Consider the following 20,737-nt stretch of genomic DNA (forward strand, 5'->3'; position numbering starts at 1 on the left):
GTGGGATGGACATAGACGATCACCGCATGGGGAGCTCCGAGCCCAGTCTCGTCCGCCCGTACTCGCTGACTGCCGGTCGTACCAGACCGGCGGTCGAGTTGGCGCTGGAGGCTCTCGTTGCATCGCATCCGGTCGCCATGGAGCGGCAGTTCGAACTGAACAACCTCGAGACGTCCATCGTGGAGTTGTGCAGGCAATCGCCGTCCGTCGCCGAGATAGCCGCCCAATTGGGTATCCCGATCGGGGTGGCGCGGGTACTCGTGGCCGACCTCATCGAGGCCGGTCATGTGCGGGTCTCGGCGACTTTGAAAGACGATTCCAGCGACGATGAACGTCGCGAGCTGATCGAAAGGGTTCTCAGTGGACTCCGGCGTATTTGATTCGACGGCGCAGGTCGACACCCGCACGAGCAAGCCGACTTCGGCGAAGATCGTTGTCGCCGGTGGCTTCGGTGTCGGTAAGACCACGTTGGTCGGTGCGGTGTCGGAGATCGTTCCGCTGCGCACCGAGGCGTTGGTGACCAACGCCAGTACCGGAATCGACAACCTGACCGGCATCCCGATGAAGTCGACCACCACGGTGGCGATGGACTTCGGCCGGATCAGCCTCGCCGACGACTTGGTCCTGTACCTGTTCGGCACGCCCGGCCAGTACCGGTTCTGGTTCATGTGGGACGACCTGATCCGCGGCGCCATCGGCGCCGTGGTGCTGGTCGACACCCGCAGGCTGGAAGACAGCTTCGCCGCGGTCGACTACTTCGAGGCCCGTGGGCTGCCGTTCCTGGTGGCGCTCAACGAGTTCGACGACGCGCCGAAGTACCCGCTGGAGGACATCCGCCAGGCCCTCGCGGTTCCCGCCGACGTGCCGATCATGTCGATCGACGCCCGTCGCCGGGAACCGGCCAAGCAGGCCCTGGTCTCGCTCACCGAGTACGCGCTACGCAAGGTGATGCAGGGCTTCTGAACCGAGACGGGGCTGCCGCGATGAAGGCCGCAGCCCCGCCCTCGTTTCCGGGTCACGACTCCGGTTCAGGGTCTGGTCGTGTCCAGCCCAGGATCATGGCCGGTGCGCAACCACCGGCCCTGAGTGCTGCCATCATCAAGAGCCCGCCCGCGTAGGCGGTGCGGTAGGCGTCGGCTTCCGGTGCGAAGGTCCCGGCGACGATCAGGTATGCCAGCGGCGGCAGCGTCAGTGACTGGGTGAGTGCCAGTCCGACCGAGCGCGCCTTGTTACGTTCGGCGATCTCGAATTCGTCGAGCATCGGTTCCGGCGCGTGATCCTGCCCGCGGAGGCGATGCGCAGCATCGTCCAGCCGGGCAGGAACAGCAGGACGGCGACCGCGACGACGACCGGCGCGGCGGCCATATCCAGCGCGGCCAGCAGCCCGGCCATCGTCAGCCCGAGCAGGGCGATCACGACACCGCCCACGAGCAGGCGGCGACGGGCCTGCGGCCGCCAACTCGTCAGCATCCCCGCGCTGCGCTCCTCCTGGATCAGCCAGCGCGTTCGACTTGGCGGGAAGTCGAAGTAGCAGGCGCTGTTCGCTGTCAGGATGGGCTCTGTGTCAGAGCTTTCAGGTCGGCCGCGCTCGTTCACCCGACGCACCCTTCTCGGCGGCGCGATCGGCGTCGGCCTCGTCGCCACCGCGGGCCCGTCCCTCGCTGATCCGGGCGCGGACGTGGTCGCCGCGCGGACCCGCTTCTTCGGCGCCGCCAATGTCGACCCCGTGACCGGCGCGGTGCGCAGGGATCGGGTGATCCTGTCCTGGTTCGGCTGCACGAGTTTCGCCGCGGCGCTCGGCGGCACCGTGGTTCTGCTCGACGCGTGGGTTCCCCGGGGCATCCACAGCGGATACGTTCCGACCACGGTGGCGCAGGTGGGCGAGCTGCGCCCGGACGCGATCTTCATCGGGCACGGCCACTTCGACCACGCCGGTGACGCGGGCGCCTTGGCGCAGGTCTCGGGCGCGGTGGTCTTCGGCACGGCCGAGCACTGCGACCAGATCCAACGCCAGGTCGACGCGCCGACGTTCCACACCGTGGCGCTCGGTGACGCGCGCTCGACGCCCGGCGAGACCTATCACCACTCGCTCGGCGCGATCGAGGTGACGGCAGTCCGGCATGTGCACTCGGGGCCGAAGCCACCGGACCACAGCGACGCCGGCTCGGCCCCCTTCTTCCCGGTGCCCGACCTGCGCGACGCGATCGCGAACCCACCGGAGCTGTGTGATCTCGTCGCACTCGGGTCGAGCCTGTCCGCCGAGGAAGGCGGCAGCCTGCTCTACCAGTTCCGGATCGGCGGATTCATCCTCACCTGGAACGATTCCGCCGGACCACTGGCCGAGGCCGGGCCCCAGGTGTACGACGTTCTTCGCGGCCTGCCCGCCAGCGATGTGCACCTTGGCGCCATCCAGGGCTTCAATCAGCCGTTCAACGGGCTACGCGATGTCCGCCAGTACATCGAGGCGATCCGGCCCGGGGTGTTCGTACCGAGCCACCACGACAACTGGCTGCCCGGCCTCACCGCCCGCGGTGACACCTATCAGGCCACGTTGCAGGGCGAATTGGACCGGATTCCGGCCGACCGGCGTCCGGCATTGCGCTTCCTCTCCGATCCGGGTGACTACCTGCGACCCGATGTCCTCACGTTCCCTCTCTGAGCCACAACCGCGGTGCGCGAGCTAGGCTCACCGCGTGCGCATGTCGGCGGATGAGCTGCTCGGACAACTACTCGATCCCGGTTCGTTCGTGAGCTGGGATCGGCCACCGGGAGGGCCCGCCGTCTCGCCGCGCTACCGTCAGGAACTGATCGCCGCGGCGCGACGATCAGGCTCCGACGAGGCGGTACTGACGGGCGAGGGGCTGTTGCGTGGGCGCCCCGTCGCTGTGCTCGCTTGCGAATTCGCCTTTCTCGCAGGATCGATCGGTGTCGCCGCGGCCGAACGGATCGTCACCGCGGTGGAGCGAGCCACCGAACGCGGTCTGCCGCTGATCGCCTCACCGACCTCCGGAGGCACCCGAATGCAAGAGGGCACAGTCGCTTTCGTGCAAATGGTGAAGATCGCCGGCGCGGTCGCGGTGCACAAGGCGGCCGGTCATCCGTACCTGGTGTATTTGCGCGATCCCACCATGGGCGGAGTGTTCGCCTCCTGGGGTTCGCTGGGTCACATCACCTTCGCCGCCCCCGGCGCGCTCATCGGCTTCCTCGGCCCGCGCGTGTACGAAGCGCTGTACGGCAAGCCCTTTCCGCCCGGCGTACAGACCGCCGAGAACCTCTACCGCAACGGCGTGATCGACGGGGTGGTCCCCGTCGAGGTGTTCCGCCGGATCGCGCACCGAGCGCTGAGTGTGGCCAGCGGCTCGGTCGATCCTCGCCAGGTGGAGCCGGGATGGGCTGCGCCTGTGCGCAACCCCGCCGGGGCGACGCGAACAGCGGCCGCGATCAGGGGTTCGGCAGCGAATACCGAACCGGCAGAGACGGGCTCGATTGCTGATGTCGGCTCGGTGACGAATACTGCCGCGCCAACGGCAGACTCGATGTCGACCGCCTGGGATTCGGTGCTCAGCACCCGCCGTCCCGGCCGTCCCGGCATCCGCGATCTGCTTCGCCATGCCACCCAACGGGTGCCACTCAGTGGCACCGGCCAGGGCGAGTCCGATCGCACCGCACTGCTCGCCTTCGCGCGATTCGCCGGCCAGCCCTGTGTCGTCTTCGGACACGACCGCTCGGGCAAGGCGGCGGAGCAGACGATGGGACCGGCCGCTTTGCGGGAGGCGCGGCGGGCGATGGCGCTGGCCCAGGAGCTGCGCCTGCCGTTGGTGCTGGTGATCGACACCGTCGGTGCCGCGTTGTCCAAGGAGGCCGAGGAACGCGGGCTCGCCCCCGAAATAGCGCGCTGCCTGGCCGATCTGGTCACCCTCGACACCCCCACCGTCTCGGTTCTGCTCGGCCAGGGCACCGGCGGCGGCGCCCTCGCGCTCCTGCCCGCCGACCGGGTGCTGGCGGCGAGGCATGGCTGGCTCGCCCCGCTGCCGCCGGAGGGCGCGAGCGCCATCGTCTTCCGCGACACCGATCACGCACCGGAACTGGCAGCGGCACAGGGGATTCGATCGGCGGACCTGCTGATCGACGGTGTGGTCGACCGGATCGTCGAGGAGCACCCCGACGCCGCCGACGAGCCGGTCGCCTTCGCGCGACGGATGGTGCTCGCGATCGCCGAGGAACTGGCGGGGTTGCGGACCCGCCCCGTCGCGGAACTGCGGGACCTGCGGCACGCGCGCTACCGGCGGATCGGACTCGCCGGGGTCGTTCACTGACCAGCGCCCCGTTTCCTACCCACTCGGCGACTCGGGGAAACACGCGAGGTCGCGTCGTTGACGCTTCGCCCAAGCACTTCTACGGTCGGAAGGGTGACCTTCCGTAGCGCCAGCAGCCCCGTTCCCACCATCGTGCTCAACGACGGGAACGTGATCCCGCAGCTCGGCTACGGCGTGTTCCAAGTGCCGGAGGACGAGGTCACCGGAGTGGTCGCCGAGGCCTTGCGGGTCGGCTACCGCAGTATCGACACGGCCGCGGTCTACGGCAACGAGGAAGGCGTAGGCCGCGCCATCCGCGCGTCGGGGGTTCCCCGCGACGAGATCTACGTGACCACCAAACTATGGAACGCCGACCAGGGCTACGACAGCACGCTGCGTGCCTTCGACGCCAGCATGCAGCGCCTCGGCCTGGACTATCTGGATCTGTACCTGATCCACTGGCCGGTGCCCTCGGCGGGCCGCTACGTCGACACCTTCCGCGCGTTCCAGGCGCTCAAGGCGCAGGGCCGGATCGGCTCGATCGGCGTCTCCAACTTCCGCGTCATCGACCTGGAGACCCTGATCGCCGACGCGGGTGAGGTTCCCGCGGTGAATCAGATCGAACTGCACCCCACCCTGGCCCAGCGTGACCTACGCCAATACCACGCCAATCACGCCATCGCCACCGAGGCGTGGAGCCCGCTCGGCCAGGGCACGCTGCTGGACAACCCCACCATCGTCACCGTCGCCAAGGAACTGGACCGCACGCCCGCGCAGGTGATCATCCGGTGGCATCTGCAGCTGGGCAACATCGTCATTCCCAAGTCGGTCACACCCTCGCGCATCGCCGAGAACTTCGACGTGTTCACCTTCGAGCTCGACGCGCAGGCGATGGAGGCGATCAACCGCCTCGACAAGGGCAGCCGGGTCGGTCCCGACCCGGCCACCTTCAGCGCCGGTCTCGACTGATCCCCAGATGGCCGGTCAGTTCGGCGGCCGCCGCCCGGCCCGCCCGATTGGCGCCGATCGTGCTGGCCGAGGGACCGTAGCCGATCAGATGGATGCGCGGATCGACGGCAACCTGCGTCGCCAGTCGCCCGGTCATCGTGATGCCGCCGCCGGGCCCGCGCAGGCGCAACGGTGCCAGATGGTCCAGTGAGCTGCGGAAACCGGTGGCCCAGAGGATCACGTCGGCGGGCTGGAAGGTGCCGTCCGCCCAGCGCACGCCGTCGCGCTCGATGCGTTCGAACATGGGCTGTCGGCGCAGCACGCCCCGGTCGCGGGCCGCGCGCAGGCGCTCGTCGAGCGGCAGACCGGTCACCGAGACGACCGAACCCGGTGGCAATCCGCGCCGCACCCGGTCCTCGACCATGGCGACCGCGGCGCGCCCGTCCTCCGGGGCGAAGGGCTCGGTACGGAACACCGGCTCGGATCTGGTGACCCATGTGGTCGACGTCACCCGGGAGATCTCGTCGAGCAATTGCACCGCCGAGATGCCCCCGCCCACCACGACCACGTGCTCGCCGGCGAACTCCTCGGCTGTGCGGTAGTCGCGGGTGTGCAGCTGGCGGCCGGTGAAGGTGTCCGCGCCGGGATAGCGCGGGACGAACGGGCGCTCCCAGGTGCCGGTGCCGTTGATCAGCCCCCGCGTGCGCAGGGTGCCCGCGCCCTCGGTCTCCACGTGCAGCACCTCGCCCCGCCCCGCGCAGCTCTGGCCGTCGGCGGTCCGATCGCACACCACACGCACCGAAATCTGTCGCTGAACCCGCAGGTCGAAGCGCTTTTCGTAGAGCTCGTAGTAGTGCGGCACCGCCGTGGCGGCGGGGGCGGTTTCCGAGCCGGGCGCCAGCGTCTCGGCGAACGACATCCCCGGCAGATCGTGCACCCGGTTCACCGTGGTCAGCGTCAGCGAGGGCCAGCGGAACTGCCAGGCGCCGCCGGGTCCCGGCGCGTGGTCGACGATGCGGAAATCGCGCTCGGGCACCAACCCGAGCCTGCGCAGGTGATATCCGGCCGAGAGCCCGGCCTGGCCCGCGCCGATCACCACGATGTCGAAGTCGCTCGCCACAGCCGCCGATGCTATCGCCTTACCGGGCGTCGACGGCTGGCTGTGGCAGAGTGAAGACATCCACGTTATCCGGTACTTCTGGGGAGGATGCATGCTCGGCGTGACCCGCGACGGTGACGTGATCACCATCGAATTGCAGCGCGAGGAACGGCGCAACGCGCTCAACGCTGATCTGGTCGACCAGTTGCGCGCCGCCGTGCTCGAGGCGGTGAACCAGGGCGCGCGCGCCATCGTGCTCACCGGGCGCGGCCCGATCTTCAGTGCGGGCGCCGACCTGTCCGGTGTGTACTCCGAGGATTTCCTCACCGGTCTGCTCGACATGCTGCACACCATCGAATCCGTTCCGGTGCCGGTGATCTCGGCGATCAACGGCGGTGCCCTCGGCGCGGGCGTGCAGTTGGCGCTTGCCTCGGATCTGCGGGTGATCGAACCCGATGCCTACATCGCGGTCCCCGCCGCCAAGCTGGGCATCTCGGTTGATCGCTGGACGGTGCGGCGGCTGGTCTCGCTGATCGGTGGCGGCCCGGCGCGCACCATCCTGCTCGGCGCCGAATCGGTCTCGGCCGCCGATGCCCATGCCTACGGCTTCGCCAACAAGCTCGGCACCCTCGCCGATGCCAAGGACTGGGCCAAGTCGATCGCCGCGCTGGCGCCGCTGTCGCTGCAGGCGATGAAGCTGGTGCTCAACGACGACGGCACGCGCGATCCGGCCAGCGTCCAGCAGCGGGCCGCGCTGGAAGCGGCCTGGACCAGTGAGGACGCCCAAGAGGGTAGGAAAGCGCGGCAGGAGAAGCGCCCGGCGAAATTCCTCGGCCGGTGACCCGCCTGACGCGTGTGGCCGGGTCGGTGGCGAGCACCGTGGGTCTGGCCTGGGTCGCCCGGGCGGTCTGGGGCCTGCCGACCGCGCTCGGCGCCGGACCGTCGGCGATCGAGCCGACCGCGCTGGGTAAGTCGTCCTACCGGGACGGACGCTTCCACAACACCGAGCCGAGCAGCATGCTCGCCGCGGGCGCGGCGCCCTCGCTGCTGTGGTCGGGACTGACCAAGGGCAGGGTGGGGCGTCCCGCGCGCCCGGTCCCGCTGGTCACTCCCGAACTTCCCGAACAGGCTGCGCCGTTGGCGGTGACCTGGTACGGGCACGCGAGCGCGCTGATCGAGCTCGACGGTTACCGCGTGCTGGCCGACCCGGTGTGGAGCGAACGGGTCTCCCCGTCGCCGCTCATCGGCCCGGCCCGGCTGCATCCGGTCCCCGGGGCGCTGGCGGAATTGCCGACCGTCGACGCGGTGATCATCTCCCACGATCACTACGACCACCTCGACAAAGCCACCGTCGACGAGCTCGTCCGGGCCCAGCACGCGCCGTTCGTGGTGCCGACGGGCATCGGCGCGCATCTGCGTCAGTGGGGCGTGCCCGAGAACCGGATCATCGAGCTGGACTGGGGCGGTTCGGTCTCGCTCGGTCACGATCCCGCCGACCGCGGCCTCACCATCACCTGCGCCGAGGCCAGGCACTTCTCGGGCCGCGGTCTGGTCCGCAACACCACGCTCTGGGCGTCGTGGGCGCTGGCCGGTCCGACCAAGCGGGTGTACTTCGGCGGCGACACCGGCTACACCAAGGCCTTCGCCCAAGCGGGCGCGGTACTCGGACCGTTCGATCTCACGCTGCTGCCGATCGGCGCCTACGACGAGCGCTGGACCGATGTGCACATGAACCCCGAGGAAGCCGTGCGCGCGCACGCCGACCTGTGCCTGGGCGACCCGGGCTTCGGCCTGCTGGTGCCGATCCACTGGGCGACGTTCAATCTGGCCTTCCACGAGTGGTCGGAGCCGGTGCGTCGTCTCCTGTCCGCCGCCGCGGACGCGGGGACCGCGACGGTGGTGCCCAAGCCGGGCGAGCGGGTGGTTCCGAATGACCTCCCACCACGGGTTTCGTGGTGGGAAGATGTGGAGTGAACCTTTCGGCTTCGTGCAGCGACGGGCAATCGCGCCAAAATGGGAAAGGAACATCGGCAGATGAGTTTCGTGGACACCTTGAAGGGCCTGCTCGGCAAAGGCAAGGACACGGTCGAGCAGAACGCGGACAAGATCAACGACGCGGTCGACAAGGCCGGGTCCTTCATCGATGAGAAGACCGGCGGCAAGTACAGCGACAAGATCGAGAAGGGCAAGGAGGCGGCCAAGAAGGTCGTCCCGCCGCAGCCCGGCACCGATCCCGGCCCCGCAGCCGGCGACACCACCCCGAAAGACCCCGGCACCGCTCCCGGCGGTCCCGCACCGACCGATCCGGGACCGAAGGCCTGATTCGGTGCGCGGGGACCGAACCTGATCGGTCCCCGCGACCGAACCGCGTCGATGGTCCGCCGGGAGTTCCGGGGCGCGCCGGGTGAGCCGGCGATCGAGGTTGAGCTCAGCAACCTCGACAAGGTGCTGTATCCGGCCACCGGAACGACCAAAGGCGAGGTGATCGCCTACTATTCGGCGATCACCGAGGCGATGCTGCCGCACATCGCGGGGCGTCCGGTCACCAGGAAGCGGTGGCCGAACGGGGTCGATGATCCCGACTTCTTCGAGAAGAACCTGCCCGAGCACGCGCCCGCATGGATCCACCGCGTCGCGATCGAGCATTCCAGCCGCCGGGTGGTGTACCCGGTGCTCGACTCCGAGGCCGGGATGGCCTGGCTCGGACAGCAGGCCGCGCTGGAAGTCCATGTGCCGCAATGGCGCTTCTACGGTACCGAACGCGGCCCGGCCACCAGGATCGTGTTCGATCTCGACCCCGGCCCCGGGGCCGGGCTGGCCGAATGCGCGCGCGTGGCGCTGGCCGTGCGCGACATGGTCGCCGAGATCGGGATGCGGGCCTACCCGGTGACCAGTGGCAGCAAGGGAATTCACCTCTACGTACCGCTGGACCGGCCGGTGAGCTCACGGGGCGCCGCCACTGTCGCCAAGCAGGTGGCCGCCAATCTCGAACAGCTGCACCCGGATCTGGTGACGGCGACGATGGCGAAATCGGCCCGCACCGGGAAAGTGTTGCTGGACTGGAGCCAGAACAATGCCGCCAAGACCACCATCGCCCCGTACTCGCTGCGCGGTCGCGCCGAACCCCATGCGGCGGCGCCGCGCGAGTGGTCCGAGATCGAGAACGCGAAGTCGCTGCGCCAGTTACGTTTCGACGAGGTGCTCGCCCGCTGGAAAGCCGACGGTGACCTGCTCGCCGACCTCGACCCGCCGCTGCCGCGCCACCCCGACTCGCTGACCAAGTACCGCAGCATGCGCGATCCGCGGCGCACTCCCGAGCCGGTGCCTGCCGATGCGCCCGAGCCGGGGCCGGGTGACCGGTTCGTCGTCCAGGAGCATCACGCGCGCCGCCTGCACTGGGACGTGCGCCTGGAACACGAGGGGGTGCTGGCCTCGTGGGCGGTGCCCAAGGGGCCGCCGACCGAGCCGAAACACAATCGCCTCGCCGTGCGCACCGAGGATCATCCGCTCGAATACCTGCACTTCCACGGCACCATCCCGAAGGGCGAATACGGTGCGGGGGAGATGACGATCTGGGATTCGGGCACCTACGTCATCGAGAAGTGGCGCGAGGACGAGGTGATCGTCGAGTTCGACGGGCGGCGTCTGCAGGGCAGGTACGCCTTCATCCAGACCAAGGGCGATCAGTGGCTCATGCACTACATGCGCGACCAGAATCGTCGAGAAGTGCCGTTGGACAACGGGTCCGGTGGCCTGGCGCGCGGACTGTCGCCCATGTTGGCCACCGCGGGCGAGGTCGAGTCGCTGGCCGCGGGGGAGTGGGCCTTCGAGACCAAATGGGATGGGTTCCGGGTGATCGTCGAGATCGACGACGGTGAGGTCGTCATTCGCAGCCGAGCGGGCAACACGGTCACCGCCAGATACCCGCGCCTGGCCGCGCTCGGTACCGAACTGGCCGGGCACAGGGTGGTCCTCGACGGTGAGGCCGTGGTGCTCGACGACAAGGGGGTCTCGGATCTCGCTGCTCTGCAGGCTGATTCGGCGCGGGCGATCTTCGTCGCCTTCGACGTGCTCCATCTCGACGGCACCTCGCTGCTGCGCAAGAAGTACACCGACCGGCGCGCGGTGCTCGAGGCGCTCGGCAGACTGGCGCCGTCGATGAATGTCGCCGGGTTGCTGCCGGGCTCGGGTGCCGAGGCGATGGAACTCAGCCGCGAGCAGGGGCAGGAGGGCGTGGTCGCCAAGCGGGTCGACTCGGTGTATCAGCCGGGCAAGCGCAGTCAGACCTGGCTCAAGCAGCGCAACTGGCGCTCGCGGGAGGTGGTGATCGGAGGCTGGCGACGCAGTACCGCACGGCCGTTCAAGTCGCTGCTGCTCGGTGTCCCGCACGAGAACGGGCTCGTCTATGTGGGCCGGGTCGGTACCGGTTTCGGCGCGGAACAGCAGCGCCGGATCGCCGCGCAATTGCAGCGCTTACACCGCAAGACTTCGCCGTTCACCAGCGAGATGACCGCCGAGGAATGCCAGGACGCCGAATGGGCGACGCCGTCGCTCACCGGCACCGTGCGCTTCCAGGCCTGGACCGATACCGGGCGGCTGTGGCATCCCGTGTGGGACGGCATCACGAGCGTGCCGGACTGATCCTCGCCACGAAAGCTGTGCCGTTGCTAGGGTGATCGCGTTGTACCCGGTTCGAATCAGCGAGGAGTGCACGGTGGATTTCAAGAACCTGGCGGACAAGGCGATGGACCTGGCCGCCAAGAACGCCGACAAGGTCGACGGCGTCATCGACAAGGCCGGTGACGTGGTCGACGCCAAGACCAGCAACAAGTTCGCCGATCAGGTCGACGCCGCGCAGGCAGCCGCCAAGAACGCCCTGCGCGACAAGTCCTGATTTCCACGGCGGGCCGACCGCCATCGGCCCGCCGTGTACTCGCTGGATAGTTGCTAGTTGGGCTGCTGGGCCCACTGGGTGGTGCCCGGCGGGGCGTTCCAGGTGTTGATCAGGTCCATGCCCGCGACGATCAGGGTGGGGCCGCCGACGACGAGGGTGCCGATGATGCCGCCGACCGTGGCCCCGGTGATGAAGCCCGGGACGACGCCGATGCCGGGGATGATGATGCCGCCGACGATCAGGCCGATGACGGCGCCGAGACCCATGCCGACGAAGCTGCCGATCGCGGTGGCCAGGCCGAAGGTGGATGCGAAGTTTGCCTGCGCCGCATAGTTTTCCGCGGGTGAGGCGACCGGGGTCAGGTTCGGCTTCGCGGCCGCGACGTCCTTGACCGCGGTCAGCTCGAGCACCGTTCCGTCCGCGCTGACCTTGTGTGGCAGCGGGTATTCGAAGCTGCCGTCGCGTACCGAGAGCGGCAAGGACATCAGCGTCGCGCCGGCTTTGTCGCGGATGTCGACAGCGCCGCCGGTGACAGTGAAGACGCCGTCGGTCAGGGTGGTGACGAGGGTGTCGCCGACGACGTCGGTGCGGTAGCCGACATCCGGTGTCACGGGATCGGCATGTGCGACACCGGTACCGACCAGTGCTGCCGCGAGCAGCGGAATCGCCGCTGCGGCGAACTTACGGATGATCATGTGAACGTTCCCATCTGGTTCATCAGGTGACGTGCCCAAACGAATGCGCCGTGATCGTGGCTCCCCCCGAGAAGCTATGGCGGCGCGTGATGCGGTCCAGCTCTGACGTATCGACTCGACCATAGCCCGCTGAAGGGTTGCCGATCAGTGAATTGATGTTTTAAACCTAGATTCTTCCTTGATAATTGCGCGGTCGGGTGGTGGCGCGTTACAGCGCCACGCTCAACCCGACCGCGCCCGCGCACACCGCGACGACGATCAGCAGCGCGACAGCATCACGCCTGGTCGGAGCGCTGGGATGGGCGGTGAGCATGCCGGTGCCGCCCCGCGCGGTGATCGCCTCACCCAGCTCGCCCGCGCGCCGGGTCGACACCGCCATGCACGCGGTGAGGATGTCGATGAGCGGATTGTCGGTCGCGCGGTGCAGGAGATTCTCCTTGGGCCGCAGTTTGCGGGCCGCGCGCAATACCCGGATCTCGTCGAGCAGCAGCGGCAGGCCGCGCAGCGTCAGCGCGACGACCACCGCCCACTCGTCCACCGGCACCCGCAGTCTGCGCAGCGGTGCGCCCAGCTTGGCCAGCGCGGGCGCCACCTCACCCATCGGGGTGGTGAACGCGATCAGCAGCGAAGCGGCGACCAGCACCATGCCGAACACGAAGACCTGCGCGTACGCCAGCACGGCCCGTCCGCCGACGGGCGCGTTCAGCAGCCCGCCCAGGACCACCACGCCCCAGAACCACCACGGCAGCCGGGGCAGCGCGCCGATCGGCAGCCGGGCGAGCACGAAGATCACCACGAGGAACGCGATGATCACCCCGAGCACCGGCCACGACGGCAGGAACATCAGCAGCAGGCTGAGCAGGAAGGCCGCGATCATCTTCGTGCCCGCCCACAGGCGGTGCACGACGCTGTCGACCTGGACCTCACGCAGGAGAACAGTGCTCATCGGACGACTCCGTTCCCCGGCTCGTTGCGCGGTGAATTGTCCAGGCGCCACACGGCTTCCGGTCGTGCGGGCAACAGGGTGGCGCCGTCGGACTCGACCGGCCTTCGCGCACCGGCGGTTTCGACGACGACACCCGCGTCCAGGTGCACCGTACGGTCGCACACCGCGGCCACATCGGTGACATCGTGCGAGATGACGATCAAGGTGAGCCCGGAATCACGCAGGCGGGCAAGCAGTTCCACGATCTCGGCCCGACCCTGTGGATCGAGACCGGCCAGCGGTTCGTCCAGCACCACCACCTGTGGATGACTGGCCACCATCGCCGCCAGCACCACCCGCTTGGCCTGCCCGCCGCTGAGTTCCTCGACCGAGCGGGCGGCGAGGCGACGATCCAGACCCACCGCGTCCAGTGCCCGCCCGACCGCGCCGGAGCCGGTGGCGCGGCCGCCCCAATCGGCGATCTCGGTGCCCACGGTCTGCTTCTGCAACTGCAAGCGAGAATGCTGGAAGGCGAGCGCCACCCGGCCGACCTGCTTGTCGACCGGGCGGCCGCGCAGCTCGCACCGGCCCGAACTCGGTGCGATCAGCCCGGCGATGATCCAGGCCAGTGTCGACTTGCCAGAGCCGTTGCCGCCGACGATCAACAGCGCCTCGCCTTGGCGCACCGACAGATCGACGCCGTGCAGCGCGGGTGCCTCCCACGGAGTGCCGCGGTTGTAGGTGTGGTGCACGTCGGCCAGTTCGAGGATGGTCGAGCCCATCGGGCCGCGGCGCTGATCGCGGGCCGGTGTCGGCCAGCTGGCGAGGTGGTCGACCATCCGGCCGTTGGCGAGGTGGATCACCCGGTCGGCCGCGGTGGCATCGGCCTCGTGGTGGGTCACCAGGACGACCGCGGTGCCGTGGCGGCGGGGTAGCTCGGCCAGCAGTGCGACGAGATCGCGGCGGCCGTCGGGGTCGATCATCGAGGTGGCCTCGTCGGCGATGAGCAGGGCGGGGCGACGCGCCAGCGCGGCGGCGACAGCCAGGCGCTGCTGCTGTCCGCCGGAAAGGGTGGCGGTCTCGCGCTCGCCCATACCGTCGAGGCCGACCTCGGCGAGCAGGCCGTCGACGTCGACCTCGTCGGCCAGTTCCGCCGGCAGGCCCCACACCACGTCATCGGCGACCGAGACGCCCAGGGTCTGGCTCTCCGGTCGCTGCAGCACCAGCGCGGTGCCGCCGAGCTTGCCCAGGCCGGCCGAGCCGGGGCGAGCCACCGCGCCGGAGGTCGGGGGCCGGCCGGCGAGCACCCTGGTCAGGGTGGATTTGCCGGAGCCGTTGTGGCCGACGACGGCGACGAACTCGCCCGGCCGGATGGTCAGGCCGATATCGGCCAGTGCCGGGACGTCGGTGCCGGGATAGCGGTAGCCGACCCCGTGCAGACTCACCGGCAAGGGGTCGATCGGGCGGTCGTCGTCCGGCGAGTCGAGACGGTCACTGCCGGGGAGCCAGGCCAGCCGGTCCAGGACCGAGCCGAGGACGAACCAGGCCACGACGGCGCTCACCAGCACGCCGAGTGCCACCGAGCCGCCCACGTACAGCCACCACCACTGCAGCACCACATCGGTGGCTTCCGAGGCCATCCGTCCGAGCGGCTCCAGCTGGGATTGGCGGCCCGCCAGGTCCTCGATGCCCGCCGCGGTGTTGCGGATCGCGGTGAAGAAGAGTTCTCTGGTGCGGCTGAACACCAGCAGCATGCCGACCGAGAACAAGGCCCACCCCGCACTGGCCACGAGCGCCGCCGCGAGGACCGTGGCCAGGCCACCGCCGCGCCGCTTCACGGTGCCGATGATGCCCGCGACGGTGGCGGCGCCGAAGACGCCGAGCGCGGGCATCATGCCCGCGGCGACGAAGGTGACCAGCCCGGCGGCGATCGTCGCCGTGAGCAGGGCACGCAGGCGGTACCGATGGGCCAGTAAACCCAGCGGGACCGCGGCTACCAGTTGCAGCGCGGCGGCCATGGGGACCAGCGCGCCGACGGTGATCAGGCCGACCGTGAGGCCGCCCATCACGGCGCCGGTGGCCAGTTCGATCGGGCGCAGGGGTCCGCGAGCGAGTTCCGCGGGCTTGTCTCTCACGCGTCCAGTCTGCCAGGGGGTTGTGTGCGAAGCGTGAGAGTAGGTGTGTGGGTTGGGCTGGCTTCAGGTCGGGGGTTCGGAGAGCCAGCCGCCCATGGCTACCGTGCGGAAGTGGGTCGTCAAGGTGTAGGCGTCGTCGATGACGTGCAGGGCCAGGGCGGGGTCGGGGGCGTAGTCCATGACTCGGTGGGGTGGGGTGACCTCCCATGCGCCGCCGAGGACGGAGGCGGTGCTGGGTGCGGTGATCATGGGTTTGCCCGCGAAGGTGGTGGCGATGGGGGAGTGGGCGTGGCCGGTCAGGACGCCGATGATGCGGGCGTCACCCGCGACGACGGCGGCGAGGCGGCCGGGGTCGGCGAGGGCGATCACGTCGACGACGGGGCTGAACAGGGGCTTGGGTGGGTGGTGCAGGGCCAGCAGGATGGGGCCGTCGGGCGGCGCTTCGGCGAGAGCGGCGCGCAGCCAGGCGTAGGTGTCCTCGTCGAGCAGACCGCTGGGTTCGCCGGGAATGCTGGAATCGAGCATGAGCACGGTGAGCGGGCCGACGCGATGGGCGCTGTTCACGGGGGCGGTCGAGGCGGGTTCGCCGAGCAGTTCGGTGCGCAGGGCGGCGCGGTCGTCGTGATTGCCGGGGAGCACGTGGACGGGGATGTCGGCCCGCAGCGCCAGGCGCGCTTCGGCGTACTGTTCGGGCTTGCCGGAATCGGTGATGTCGCCGGTGACCAGGATGACGTCGGGCCGGCGCGGCAGATCGGCCAGATAGGCCATCACCGCCTCCACGCGTTCGGCATTGCGCGCCGTGAGGTCGAAATGGGTGTCGCTGAGCTGAGCCGCCAGGATCATCGGCAGTCGCTTTCTTCTCTGGGATCGCTCCGTTGCGTCAGAGTGCGCCGGTATCGCTCATCGGCACCTCTCAAGGCTAGATGACCTGGTCTTATCCGTCTTCATGAGGCGTACCACGGGGCGAAACCCGTCGGGTGGTCTGTGTCACCTCTCACCCTGGGAATCTCGCCGATCCGGTGCGCTCGGCGAGCTGTTGTAGTACTCGCAGGAAGGTGTCGCGATCGGCGGCGGGCAGGTCGGCGAGCAGACGGCGTTCCTGCTCCTGGATATCGCGCTGGGCGCCCGCGCGCAGGCGGGCGCCCGCCCGCGTGAGCCGCACCAGGTTGACCCGGCGGTCGGCCGGATCGGATTCGCGTTCGAGTAGTCCGCGATGCTGCAGATCGTCGAGGACGGGGATGATCCGCGTCTTGTCCGCCCCGATCGCCTTGGCCAGCGCGGCCTGTGTGTGCACGGGCTGTTCGTCGAGCCCGAGCAGGACGACATAGCCCCACATGGTGAGCCCGTGCCGGTCGAGGACAGGCCGCTCGGCATCGGTCAGCGCGCGGCCCAGTGGCACGAGCATGGCCGCGAGGTCGGGGCGGGTGACTTTCGGCATGCCCGAAATCTACTGGGCGGGGATGGACGACATCCGTACGCCTTGGCAGATGATAAGCATATGCTTATGATAAGCAAATGATTACGATTGAGGACGGCGCGGTATTGCTGGCGCGACACGAGCGTGCCGTGCGGTTGAGTGTCGAAGCGGTACGCGTGGCCGAGGGCTCACCGCTGGATCTCGAAACACCCTGCGCGGGTTGGGATCTTGGTGACCTGCTCACGCACATGAGTACCCAGAACCGTGGTTTCGCCGCCGCCGCGCGCGGCGAGGACGACCCTGCGGTCTGGGAAGCGCGCCGCACCATCGACCCGGTCGGCGATTATCTGCGTTCGGCAGCGGAGGTCATCGCCGCCTTCGCCGCACCCGAGGCCCTCACCCGAACCCTGTCCCTCCCCGAGATCCCACCCGGTCGTTTCCCCGCCCCGCTCGCGGTGTCGTTCCACCTCATCGACAGCGTCGTCCATGCCTGGGACGTCGCCCGCTCCCTCGGCCGTTCCATCTACCTCGACCCCGACCTGGCCCCCACCGCCCTGAGCATCGCCGAAGCGGTCCCCACCGGCGCACCCCGCCGCGGGCCCGACGCCGCCTTCGCCCCCGTCATCGACACCCCCGCCGGATCCGAGACCCTGGATCGCATCCTGCGACTCCTCGGCCGCTCACCCGCCTGGACCCCCGAGTTCGCCGCACTCGATCCGGACCGTTGATCACCAGGCGTCCGCTCTGCCGATACTCACCGGAGATCCTGGGCGATCTCCACACCTGTGGAGGGCTGTGGATGGTTCAGCTGGTCCAGAAGTCACCGAGCTGTTGTGTGGCGGTGTGGAGAAGTTCCGCGCACTCGCCGGCGTCGTCGGTGAGTGGTGCCCAGAAGGCCGGGTCCGGGGTCGCCTCGAGATCGAGCACGGGTGGGGTGAGCCAGTCGGCGTCGAGGCGCAGTTTCCAGGAGTGCAGGTGGGTGCGGGGGTGGGTGGCGGTGCGGTCGAAGAGCGGGTCGCCGAGGATCGGGTGGCCGATCCAGGCGAGTTGCACCCGGATCTGGTGGCGGCGCCCGGTGACCGGCTCCAGGGCGAGCAAGGCGTGGTCGTCGCGACGGGTGACGGTGCTGAACCTGGTCAGCGAGGGGTAGTTCTTCGTGGGGAGCAGGTCGGCGTCCTCGACGAACCAGCGCGCGTCCTCGCGCCGGATCGCCTCGCGCGGTGCGGCGATCCGCACCCGGTTCTTGCGCCCGACACTCAACGGCAGATCCAGCTCACCCCGATCGGGCAGATCCGCCCCCGACACGATCGCCAGATACGCCTTGCGCACGGTCTGCTTGGTGAACTGCCTGGTCAACTGCCCGTGTGCGGCCAGGTCGGTGGCCAGCAGCACCAGCCCGGAGGTGACCTTGTCGATCCGGTGCACCGGATACGCCTGCGTCCCCGCCGCCTGCGCCACCTCGACCAGATCCGTATCGTGCCGCTCCCCGGTGACCGAGATTCCGGCAGGCTTGTTCAACGCCACCACCGCGTCATCGGCGAACACGGTGTATTGCTCGCGCACGCTCTGCCAGTCCAAGTCCACCCGGACACCCTAGAGAACGGTTGTCCCGGCCGGGGCGGCACCTCGGCGCCGAGGCAGACATCCAACTGGTCGGTGCGGTAGACGGCCGTCGTGATCCTGCCGTATCATGTAACTCTCTGAAATGGCTGTCAGCAGGGCGTTTCCCGTCGCTGCCAGTCCTTCTCGGCAAGGACGGGCGTGACGCACATGGGCATCGTTTCCACTCGCTTTCCGGTGACGCGGGGATATCGTGTACCCGTGTTCTCTTCCCTCGCGGCCCGCCCGATCCGATCGCGGATCCTGGTTGCCACCCTGTCGGTTCCCTTGTCGCTGGCCCTGTTCGGGTGCAGCGCCTCGTTCTCGATCGGCGGGCCCGACTACGAGGCGCTCGAGAAGGAGATCGCCGCCGAACTCGACAAGTCCTACGAGTCGATCTCGCGCACGGTCGACTCGGTCGAGTGCCCGCGTCCCGACGAGAAGCCGAAGGCCGGGGAGACGTTCCTGTGTGACGCCACGGTCGACGGCAAGGTCGTGCGCGTCGAGGTGACGGTGGAAGACGACGAGGACAAGGTGCGGTTCGAGACCATCGACGTGGCCTTCGACCTCGCCGACACCGGAAGCAGGCTCACCGCCGACGTGTCCGACAAGGTCGGCTTCCCGGTGACGGTCGACTGCGGCGAAGGCCTCGAAGTCGTTCCGGTAGGCGGCACTTTCACCTGCACGGCCTTCGATGACAACGGCGATTCGGCGCTCGTCGAGATGACCGCGGGCCCCGAGGGCTCGAGCAACTGGAAACTGGTCGAATAGCGGGTTCAGGCCCGCCGGAGGCGGTGGGGGCGAAGGCGGTTGAAGCCGCGGACTCGGACACTGCGCAGGTGGCGGATGGCGAATTCGGGGTGTTCGTCCAGTGCCTCCGCGGCGCCGTCGTCGATGAGGACGTTGCCGGGGCGGGCGACGCCGGTGAGACGGGCGGCGATGTTGACGACCGAGCCGTAGAGGTCACCGAGGCGTTGCAGGACCTCGCCGTAGGCGAAGGCCACACGGAGCTCCGGGGTGCCCCCGACCAGCATGGTCGACTCCTGGATGGACAGCGAGATGCGGGCCGCGTCGGCCGCGGTCTCGGCGGCGAACATCACCTCATCGCCCACGTTCTTGATCACCCAGCCGCCGTTGTCGGTGATGGCTGAGGTGGTGGTGGACTCGAAAGCCTCCAGCAGCGTGGACAATTCGTCGGGATGCAGGTGCCGGGTGAGCCGGGTGAAGCCGACCATGTCGGCGAATCCGACCGCCAGTGTCCGCGTCGACCCGTCCCCGGGCACGTCGGTGGACCGGGCTGCCGCGGCCGCCAGATGCCTGCGCCACACATACGACTGCAGCTGTTCGATACTGGCCATGGTCGATTCGGTGGCCACCCTGACCCGCTCATCGAGCGGAATCGCCGGATCACCCGCCGCCGCCCGCGCCTTGATCTCGGCCAGCACCAGATCGGCCTGCCATTCGGCCAGTCGTGCCATGCCCTGGCCGATGGTCCGCGCGGCCGCCGCCTGCTGCCGGATATCGGCGGCGGCAACGACTTTCATGTTGCGGAAGTTGGTGACCGAGGTGATGTCGAGCTGGGTGTAGTCGACCTCCTCGTCGGAGTTGGCCGGAAACCCCAGCGCCGTCCACAGCCGCCGCGATTCCGCCTCCGGCACACCCGACTGTTCGGCGACCTGCGTCCTGGTAAAGCGACGCGGCCCACCGAGGAGGGCCTCCTCGACGCTGCGCTGCACCAACTCGGTCATTTCGGCGTCCGACATACCGAGACTCTACGACGCGCGACCCCGAGCTCGGTCGATCTCGCCTGGCATCGGGAACCTTCACAAACGCCGCGACCCCGACCACACCCACGCCGGGTCGGTGCCGCTGACCTGGACGGTTTCCTGGACGTGCGCAACGCCGGTCGCATGTGCGTCCTTGGCGGTGCTCTCGGTCCGCGCTGGCACTCGGGAAGTCCCGAGGACAGGCCGAACTCGCCACTGATCGGAGCGACATGAGCACAACGAAACCGCGGATATCACCCGCAACGTGTGACGCGCGGTGGTGTGCTCCGGGCTTAACGTCGCCCCATGGGCTCAGTCATCGGTGATCTGCTTCCCCTGGCGGTGGGTGTGGCGATCTCGCCGATCCCGATCGTCGCCGCCATTCTCATGATCCTGTCCAAGAACGCGGGCGGTGCGGCGAAGGGTTTCGCCGCGGGCTGGGTGGGCGGCATCCTGGTCGTCACCGTGGTGGTGACCCTGCTGTCCGGGTTGCTCGGCTCGACCGAGAGCGAACCGTCGGTCGTGGTGTCCTGGATCAAGATCGTCCTCGGCGCGCTGCTCGTGCTGCTCGCGTTCGAGCAATGGCAGTCCCGGTCGGACACCTCGGTGCCCGGCTGGATGCAGGCGATCGACACTCTCACCGTCGTCAAGGCGGCCGGGCTCGGCGCGCTGCTCTCGGCGGTGAATCCGAAGAACCTGCTGCTGTGCGTGTCGGCGGGCCTCGCCATCGGCGCGGGCGGACTCACCGCGGGCGGTGACATCGTCGCGATCGTGGTGTTCACCCTGCTGGCCTCGACCACCGTGCTCGCGGTCGTCATCGGCTACGCGGTGGCCGCCGACCGACTCGGCCCGACCCTCGACAGCGCCCGGCAGTGGCTGCAGGCCAACAACCACGCGGTGATGGCGATCGTGCTGCTGGTGATGGGCGCAGTGGTGATCGGCAAGGGCGTCGGCGGGATCTGAG

Annotated in this window: 22 protein-coding genes; 13 read left to right on the forward strand and 9 right to left on the reverse strand. The window is 69.1% G+C overall.

The features are described 5' to 3' along the window. Window positions 1-5: 5 nt before the first annotated feature. Window positions 6-380, forward strand: coding sequence for a DUF742 domain-containing protein (locus tag BOX37_RS03265; RefSeq protein WP_071926337.1), 375 nt, complete (start codon window positions 6-8; stop codon window positions 378-380). Then, on the forward strand, window positions 361-963 hold the full coding sequence (locus tag BOX37_RS03270; RefSeq protein ID WP_206045759.1) for a GTP-binding protein: 603 nt from the start codon (window positions 361-363) through the stop codon (window positions 961-963). Before BOX37_RS03265 ends, BOX37_RS03270 begins: the two co-directional genes overlap by 20 nt. Window positions 964-1,015: 52 nt before the next feature. Here the strand turns inward: BOX37_RS03270 and BOX37_RS35060 are convergent, their stop codons facing one another. Then, entirely contained in the window at window positions 1,016-1,261 is a 246-nt protein-coding gene (locus BOX37_RS35060) for a hypothetical protein (protein WP_240505186.1), read from the reverse strand. A 300-nt stretch (window positions 1,262-1,561) separates the two neighbouring features. On the opposite strand from BOX37_RS35060, the gene BOX37_RS03280 reads away from it, so the two are divergent. The 3 genes from BOX37_RS03280 to BOX37_RS03290 all read left to right on the forward strand — a co-directional run bounded on the left by BOX37_RS03280 (window position 1,562) and on the right by BOX37_RS03290 (window position 5,264). Then, a complete protein-coding gene (locus BOX37_RS03280; RefSeq protein ID WP_240505187.1) occupies window positions 1,562-2,659 on the forward strand; it encodes an MBL fold metallo-hydrolase in 1,098 nt (365 codons plus the stop codon). A 40-nt stretch (window positions 2,660-2,699) separates the two neighbouring features. Further along, window positions 2,700-4,316: a carboxyl transferase domain-containing protein gene (locus BOX37_RS03285; RefSeq protein WP_071926341.1), complete on the forward strand. Its 1,617-nt coding sequence runs from the start codon at window positions 2,700-2,702 to the stop codon at window positions 4,314-4,316. A 93-nt stretch (window positions 4,317-4,409) separates the two neighbouring features. After that, the gene (locus tag BOX37_RS03290; protein ID WP_071926343.1) at window positions 4,410-5,264 is read left to right on the forward strand and encodes an aldo/keto reductase; all 855 of its coding nucleotides are present in this window, start codon (window positions 4,410-4,412) and stop codon (window positions 5,262-5,264) included. On the opposite strand, the gene BOX37_RS03295 is transcribed toward BOX37_RS03290, so the two are convergent. Next, window positions 5,245-6,363 carry an NAD(P)-binding domain-containing protein gene (locus BOX37_RS03295; protein WP_071926344.1) on the reverse strand — a complete coding sequence of 373 codons (1,119 nt, stop codon included), beginning with the start codon at window positions 6,361-6,363 and terminating at the stop codon, window positions 5,245-5,247. The two genes, BOX37_RS03290 and BOX37_RS03295, sit on opposite strands and share 20 nt — an antisense overlap. 91 nt (window positions 6,364-6,454) lie before the next feature. Between BOX37_RS03295 and BOX37_RS03300 the strand changes: the two genes are divergently transcribed. The 5 genes from BOX37_RS03300 (at window position 6,455) to BOX37_RS03320 (ending at window position 11,236) form a co-directional block, all read left to right on the forward strand. Then, window positions 6,455-7,183 (forward strand): enoyl-CoA hydratase, encoded by a 729-nt coding sequence (locus BOX37_RS03300; RefSeq protein ID WP_071926345.1) that lies wholly within the window; start codon window positions 6,455-6,457, stop codon window positions 7,181-7,183. Then, a complete protein-coding gene (locus BOX37_RS03305; protein ID WP_084759396.1) occupies window positions 7,180-8,316 on the forward strand; it encodes an MBL fold metallo-hydrolase in 1,137 nt (378 codons plus the stop codon). The genes BOX37_RS03300 and BOX37_RS03305 overlap by 4 nt, the downstream gene beginning before the upstream one ends. 60 nt (window positions 8,317-8,376) lie before the next feature. Continuing rightward, window positions 8,377-8,664: an antitoxin gene (locus tag BOX37_RS36030; RefSeq protein WP_084759397.1), complete on the forward strand. Its 288-nt coding sequence runs from the start codon at window positions 8,377-8,379 to the stop codon at window positions 8,662-8,664. A gap of 51 nt (window positions 8,665-8,715) precedes the next feature. Further along, window positions 8,716-10,983, forward strand: coding sequence for an ATP-dependent DNA ligase (locus BOX37_RS03315; RefSeq protein ID WP_071926346.1), 2,268 nt, complete (start codon window positions 8,716-8,718; stop codon window positions 10,981-10,983). A gap of 73 nt (window positions 10,984-11,056) precedes the next feature. Further along, window positions 11,057-11,236, forward strand: a complete 180-nt coding sequence (locus BOX37_RS03320; RefSeq protein WP_240505188.1) for an antitoxin — start codon at window positions 11,057-11,059, stop codon at window positions 11,234-11,236. A 53-nt stretch (window positions 11,237-11,289) separates the two neighbouring features. Here the strand turns inward: BOX37_RS03320 and BOX37_RS03325 are convergent, their stop codons facing one another. The 5 genes from BOX37_RS03325 to BOX37_RS03345 all read right to left on the reverse strand — a co-directional run bounded on the left by BOX37_RS03325 (window position 11,290) and on the right by BOX37_RS03345 (window position 16,429). Continuing rightward, window positions 11,290-11,931 carry a DUF8020 domain-containing protein gene (locus BOX37_RS03325; protein WP_071926347.1) on the reverse strand — a complete coding sequence of 214 codons (642 nt, stop codon included), beginning with the start codon at window positions 11,929-11,931 and terminating at the stop codon, window positions 11,290-11,292. 208 nt (window positions 11,932-12,139) lie between these two features. Beyond that, window positions 12,140-12,877 (reverse strand): energy-coupling factor transporter transmembrane component T family protein, encoded by a 738-nt coding sequence (locus tag BOX37_RS03330; RefSeq protein ID WP_071926348.1) that lies wholly within the window; start codon window positions 12,875-12,877, stop codon window positions 12,140-12,142. Next, entirely contained in the window at window positions 12,874-14,991 is a 2,118-nt protein-coding gene (locus BOX37_RS03335; RefSeq protein WP_240505189.1) for an ABC transporter ATP-binding protein, read from the reverse strand. Before BOX37_RS03335 ends, BOX37_RS03330 begins: the two co-directional genes overlap by 4 nt. Before the next feature lie 63 nt (window positions 14,992-15,054). Then, complete coding sequence (locus BOX37_RS03340) at window positions 15,055-15,834, reverse strand: metallophosphoesterase (RefSeq protein WP_071926349.1); 780 nt, start codon at window positions 15,832-15,834, stop codon at window positions 15,055-15,057. Window positions 15,835-15,985: 151 nt separating this feature from the next. Beyond that, on the reverse strand, window positions 15,986-16,429 hold the full coding sequence (locus BOX37_RS03345) for a MarR family winged helix-turn-helix transcriptional regulator (protein WP_071926350.1): 444 nt from the start codon (window positions 16,427-16,429) through the stop codon (window positions 15,986-15,988). 77 nt (window positions 16,430-16,506) lie between these two features. Between BOX37_RS03345 and BOX37_RS03350 the strand changes: the two genes are divergently transcribed. Beyond that, complete coding sequence (locus BOX37_RS03350) at window positions 16,507-17,136, forward strand: TIGR03086 family metal-binding protein (RefSeq protein ID WP_071926351.1); 630 nt, start codon at window positions 16,507-16,509, stop codon at window positions 17,134-17,136. A gap of 76 nt (window positions 17,137-17,212) precedes the next feature. Here the strand turns inward: BOX37_RS03350 and BOX37_RS03355 are convergent, their stop codons facing one another. Continuing rightward, window positions 17,213-17,992, reverse strand: coding sequence for an RluA family pseudouridine synthase (locus BOX37_RS03355; RefSeq protein WP_071926352.1), 780 nt, complete (start codon window positions 17,990-17,992; stop codon window positions 17,213-17,215). Between the two features lie 237 nt (window positions 17,993-18,229). Between BOX37_RS03355 and BOX37_RS03360 the strand changes: the two genes are divergently transcribed. Further along, the gene (locus BOX37_RS03360) at window positions 18,230-18,778 is read left to right on the forward strand and encodes a DUF4333 domain-containing protein (RefSeq protein ID WP_240505190.1); all 549 of its coding nucleotides are present in this window, start codon (window positions 18,230-18,232) and stop codon (window positions 18,776-18,778) included. A 5-nt stretch (window positions 18,779-18,783) separates the two neighbouring features. Here BOX37_RS03360 and BOX37_RS03365 read toward each other — a convergent pair whose 3' ends face one another. Beyond that, entirely contained in the window at window positions 18,784-19,770 is a 987-nt protein-coding gene (locus BOX37_RS03365; RefSeq protein WP_071926353.1) for an adenylate/guanylate cyclase domain-containing protein, read from the reverse strand. A 309-nt stretch (window positions 19,771-20,079) separates the two neighbouring features. Here BOX37_RS03365 and BOX37_RS03370 point away from each other — a divergent pair, with 309 nt between their 5' ends. Further along, window positions 20,080-20,736 (forward strand): GAP family protein, encoded by a 657-nt coding sequence (locus BOX37_RS03370; RefSeq protein ID WP_071926354.1) that lies wholly within the window; start codon window positions 20,080-20,082, stop codon window positions 20,734-20,736. Window position 20,737: the final 1 nt, after the last annotated feature.

This window comes from Nocardia mangyaensis (assembly GCF_001886715.1).
Classification (GTDB): Bacteria; Actinomycetota; Actinomycetes; order Mycobacteriales; family Mycobacteriaceae; genus Nocardia; species Nocardia mangyaensis.

Excerpts from the sequence above, each read along its gene's own strand:
- BOX37_RS03265 (WP_071926337.1), top strand. The coding sequence starts at position 6 with ATGGACATAGACGATCACCGCATGGGGAGCTCCGAGCCCAGTCTCGTC.
- BOX37_RS35060 (WP_240505186.1), bottom strand. The coding sequence starts at position 1,261 with ATGCTCGACGAATTCGAGATCGCCGAACGTAACAAGGCGCGCTCGGTC.
- BOX37_RS03285 (WP_071926341.1), top strand. The coding sequence starts at position 2,700 with ATGTCGGCGGATGAGCTGCTCGGACAACTACTCGATCCCGGTTCGTTC.
- BOX37_RS03300 (WP_071926345.1), top strand. The coding sequence starts at position 6,455 with ATGCTCGGCGTGACCCGCGACGGTGACGTGATCACCATCGAATTGCAG.
- BOX37_RS36030 (WP_084759397.1), top strand. The coding sequence starts at position 8,377 with ATGAGTTTCGTGGACACCTTGAAGGGCCTGCTCGGCAAAGGCAAGGAC.
- BOX37_RS03315 (WP_071926346.1), top strand. The coding sequence starts at position 8,716 with ATGGTCCGCCGGGAGTTCCGGGGCGCGCCGGGTGAGCCGGCGATCGAG.
- BOX37_RS03325 (WP_071926347.1), bottom strand. The coding sequence starts at position 11,931 with ATGATCATCCGTAAGTTCGCCGCAGCGGCGATTCCGCTGCTCGCGGCA.
- BOX37_RS03330 (WP_071926348.1), bottom strand. The coding sequence starts at position 12,877 with ATGAGCACTGTTCTCCTGCGTGAGGTCCAGGTCGACAGCGTCGTGCAC.
- BOX37_RS03340 (WP_071926349.1), bottom strand. The coding sequence starts at position 15,834 with ATGATCCTGGCGGCTCAGCTCAGCGACACCCATTTCGACCTCACGGCG.
- BOX37_RS03345 (WP_071926350.1), bottom strand. The coding sequence starts at position 16,429 with ATGCCGAAAGTCACCCGCCCCGACCTCGCGGCCATGCTCGTGCCACTG.
- BOX37_RS03350 (WP_071926351.1), top strand. The coding sequence starts at position 16,507 with ATGATTACGATTGAGGACGGCGCGGTATTGCTGGCGCGACACGAGCGT.
- BOX37_RS03365 (WP_071926353.1), bottom strand. The coding sequence starts at position 19,770 with ATGTCGGACGCCGAAATGACCGAGTTGGTGCAGCGCAGCGTCGAGGAG.
- BOX37_RS03370 (WP_071926354.1), top strand. The coding sequence starts at position 20,080 with ATGGGCTCAGTCATCGGTGATCTGCTTCCCCTGGCGGTGGGTGTGGCG.